At 34.5% G+C, this 3,823-nt stretch carries 3 protein-coding genes and 1 pseudogene; 2 read left to right on the plus strand and 2 right to left on the minus strand.

Annotation, left to right across the window (positions count from 1 at the left end; genetic code table 11):
- Window positions 1-12: 12 nt before the first annotated feature.
- Window positions 13-159 (minus strand): annotated as a pseudogene (locus L1D46_RS20945) (cold shock domain-containing protein); the annotation flags it as partial.
- Between the two features lie 561 nt (window positions 160-720).
- Entirely contained in the window at window positions 721-1,284 is a 564-nt protein-coding gene (locus L1D46_RS19985) for a YSC84-related protein (RefSeq protein WP_130052373.1), read from the minus strand.
- Between the two features lie 142 nt (window positions 1,285-1,426).
- Here L1D46_RS19985 and L1D46_RS19990 point away from each other — a divergent pair, with 142 nt between their 5' ends.
- Both L1D46_RS19990 and L1D46_RS19995 read left to right on the plus strand, forming a co-directional pair.
- Window positions 1,427-2,638, plus strand: coding sequence for a tyrosine-type recombinase/integrase (locus tag L1D46_RS19990; protein WP_130052372.1), 1,212 nt, complete (start codon window positions 1,427-1,429; stop codon window positions 2,636-2,638).
- Window positions 2,638-3,823, plus strand: a 1,186-nt coding sequence (locus tag L1D46_RS19995; protein ID WP_239978118.1) for a cation:proton antiporter, incomplete at its 3' end; no start/stop codon positions are given. The genes L1D46_RS19990 and L1D46_RS19995, both read left to right, overlap by 1 nt.

Consider the following 3,823-nt stretch of genomic DNA (forward strand, 5'->3'; position numbering starts at 1 on the left):
GTTTTATACAATCTAATCACGTAATATGAAATCACTCTGGCAGGGGGCTTCACCAGGTCTTTGATCTAAATTTGTGTTAGGGCAATTTTTAGTAAAAAATAACGCTTCTTCTAGAGAGTTCATTTGGCTGCAGTATTGTCGGCCATCACACTCATATTTTGCCTTCTCGTAATCAGAAATTGTGATGTCACGATTATGGCTGTACTTTGATTTTACAGGATCAATAATTTTTATTTTTATCGCTTCCTTCGGTGAGATACCACCATAATTCACCGCATAATGATCCCATGCAAAATAGCCAATGATGATAATTAGAAAAAATTTCCTCATTATAAATCCTTGTTATTATTGTTTAGACTAAAGTGAAGAGCGAATAGGCTCTGAGGCAGTAAGCCATATGTACAATACAGTAGCCGTACTATAATAAGGTGAAGAGATAATACTAAGTAAAATTAGAGGCTTATAAGTTAAATGTGAAATTTCTGATAGGTTAGATAAATCTAAAGTTTGAACTTAATAGATGTTCCGAGTATTTAATTATTAGAAATACTGTCTTTGTAAAACAAACTGAAGGTATCTTCTTAAGATATGAAATGTTAGGGCTTACAGGTAAACCTATTAAATACTACCCATAAATTACGTTATGTTAAATTAGCTAAAGTAATTAAAAGTGGGAGTTAAGTTGCTAACTAGCCCACTTTTAGAAGGGTTTTTTAAAGGTTAATTTAGTTCAGAATCCACCCAAAACTTAGTGCCTTTGAGTACTGCTTGAAGAGCAAGTCCATTTTCGGTTAAAGAATAAACCGTAACTTGGTCTGCAATTGCTTCGGCAACTAAAGCACCACCTTTTTCTTCATATTTTGCTGCTGCATCAGCATTTCCACCGAATGCCCAACCATGTTCAATAAAGCGATTTACTGCTGCTTGGTTATGAAAAACCATTACTACATTAAAGTCTTTTACACCTAAACCGAGTCCCAAACCAGCTTCACCCATATTCATATAAGTTGATTTACCAGTTAGGTTATTTTTAACGACACCATAACCGCCACCAAAACTGGCTAAAACAACGTTAACATTGGCATTATCAAAAACGGCATAACCAGCAGAGTTAGCAATTTGTTGTTTAACATCTGGCTTTTGTGCGTACAATTCACTCAATGTGTTATTTTTCATACTTTGCACTAAAGCACGTTTTTCATTAGGGGACGCACTACCTGTAGTGGCGCAACCGGTTAAAATTGTGGTCATTAAAACTAAACTAATAACGATATACTTTTTCATACATATTCCTTGAATATTAGTATGGCAATCTAATTAATGATTAACTGTTGCAAATATTTAAGATATCTTAAGTCCAATACTAGACAGTATCGGACTTTATGGTAGTCTTATAACTAGTTATTTTACAAGATTTTTCATTATTATGCTCGTTGCTCTCGTTGATACACTTAAACAACTGCGATACCAAATTGCCCATCTAGAAGATGATACTCTTGCAATAGAATATCCTGAACTTGATAACTTTATACAACAAGTTGGATTGACAGTTGCTGAATCAAAAAGTGACTTATCTTTTGTTTATCAATTTTTATATGTGTATGGTCGAAAATCAGAAGCAACTTTTAATCGCTTTCGAAATGAACTTGAGCGATTTTGTTTATGGTCATGGTTGATTGCTGAAAAATCGGTTTTTGAACTAAAACGCGAAAACATAGAAGCATATGTTGATTTTATGGTTGAGCCAGATTCAGCTTGGTTATCAAACTCAGTGCAATGGCGTTATAAAGATGAACAAGGTATAAGAAAGCTTAATAAAAATTGGCGCCCTTTCATTAATAAAGAAAATATAGCAAGCCAACAAACACTAGCAGCTATGTTTACTGCACTAAATGTATTTTATAAATTTGCGATTTTAGAAGAAAAAACGTTTGCTAATTTTGTACCGGTAGTTAAAAAGAATAGTCCATATTTAGTAGTGCAATCACAAATTAAGATTCCAGATACACTGAGTGACATTCAATGGGAGTATGTGTTTGGTGTAACACGTGACCTATGTGAGCAACAGCCTGATTTAGAAAGAAATTTATTTACACTAGCTTGTTTGAAAGGTTTGTATTTACGTATTTCTGAGTTATCTGAAAGACCACAGTGGTCGCCGGTGATGTCACATTTTTGGCAAGACAATGATGGCTTTTGGTTTTTAAGAATTATGGGTAAAGGTAATAAATTACGTGATGTCACTTTAAGTGAAGATTTTATCACTTACCTAAAACGTTACAGATTATACCGAGGCTTACCTGCCCTCCCCCGTGTTGATGAAGCCGAACCATTAGTACACAAAATTCGTGGTAAAGGTGGTATGACTGTTCGACAAATTCGACGGTTAGTACAGCAAAGTTTTGATTTAGCAAAACAATCATTATTATATGATGGTTTTAAAGACGATGCGGAACAACTTGAAGCGGCAACGGCTCACTGGTTAAGGCATACAGGTGCAACCCATGATGCTCAAACAAGACCGCTTAAACACTTATCGGAAGATTTAGGTCATGCAAAAATTGCTACGACTGATCAAATTTATATTCAAACAAATATAAAAGAACGCGCAAAGTCTGGAATTAAAAGGAAAGTTTAATGGAATATACCATACTCGCATTAGTTGGTTTAGCTTTGTTATTTTACTCACTGACAATTCGTCAGTTAGAACGAACAGAAATAACCGGGCCAATGTTTTTTGTTCTAGTTGGCATCGCTATGTCTTACTTTTTGCCTAGTGAGTTCAAGTTAGGTGAAGCGGGACTCAGTGAAATATTACCTTTAGTTGAATTAACTCTTAGTATTTTTTTATTTACCGATGCAGCAAAATCAAAACTGGCAGTATTAAAACATAGTTATCAATATCCTAGTCTTTTACTTTTTGTAGCTTTGCCAATGACATTACTATTAGGTGTTGCAGGTGCGTTGTTTTTCTTTTCTGAGCTATCACTTTTTCAATCTGCTTTGATTGCTATTATTTTAACGCCGACTGATGCAGCTCTTAGTAAAGGCATTTTAGAATCCACATCTGTACCTGAAAATGTTCGCGAAGGTATAAATACTGAGAGTGGTTTGAACGATGGACTTTGCGTACCAATATTTTTAGTTCTACTTTTATTAGCACAAAATCCAGAGAGTGCAGTAACAACGATTGATACCCTACTCGTTTTTGGTCGAGAATTAGGAGTCGCACTCGTTATTGCCGGCGTGTCTATGGCTGTGTTTATACCTCTTTTAAAAATTGCATTAGCACGTCATTATTTTGCAAATAACAGCAGCCCATTTTTATTAATTGGCTTGGTAATGGCTATTTTCTCTTTAACACAAAATTTTCATGGTAGTGGTTTTATTGCCGTTTTTGTAGCGGGACTATTATTTGATTACTTAGCACCTAAAAAAATTCGTTCAACATTAGTTAAAGACTCTGAACATATCGCTGAATTTGTTGCACTACTTATTTGGTGTTTATTCGGTTTTGTTTGTGGGCACTTAATTGTGAATGATATTACATGGCCAATTGTATTTTATGCCTTACTAAGCGTAACGATTTTTAGAATTGTGCCAGTTTTAATTTCGCTTATATTCACTAATTTAAATTTCAAAGACAAATTTACTTTTGCTTGGTTTGGTCCTCGAGGTTTAGCGTCTATTGTTTTTACTTTAATGGTTATGGACACAGCAATTGTGAACAAAGAACAAATTGCTACAGTGACATTAACGACAATTTTATTTAGCGTATTTATTCATGGCATGAGTACCAAGCCAATTGCAAAAAGTTACCAAA

The sequence above is a fragment of the Pseudoalteromonas sp. Isolate3 genome (assembly GCF_022398505.1).
GTDB classification, from domain to species: Bacteria; Pseudomonadota; Gammaproteobacteria; order Enterobacterales; family Alteromonadaceae; genus Pseudoalteromonas; species Pseudoalteromonas apostichopi.

What these genes read in the sequence shown, in the direction of transcription:
- L1D46_RS19990 (WP_130052372.1), top strand. Translation starts at nt 1,427, where the DNA reads ATGCTCGTTGCTCTCGTTGATACACTTAAACAACTGCGATACCAAATT.
- L1D46_RS19985 (WP_130052373.1), bottom strand. Translation starts at nt 1,284, where the DNA reads ATGAAAAAGTATATCGTTATTAGTTTAGTTTTAATGACCACAATTTTA.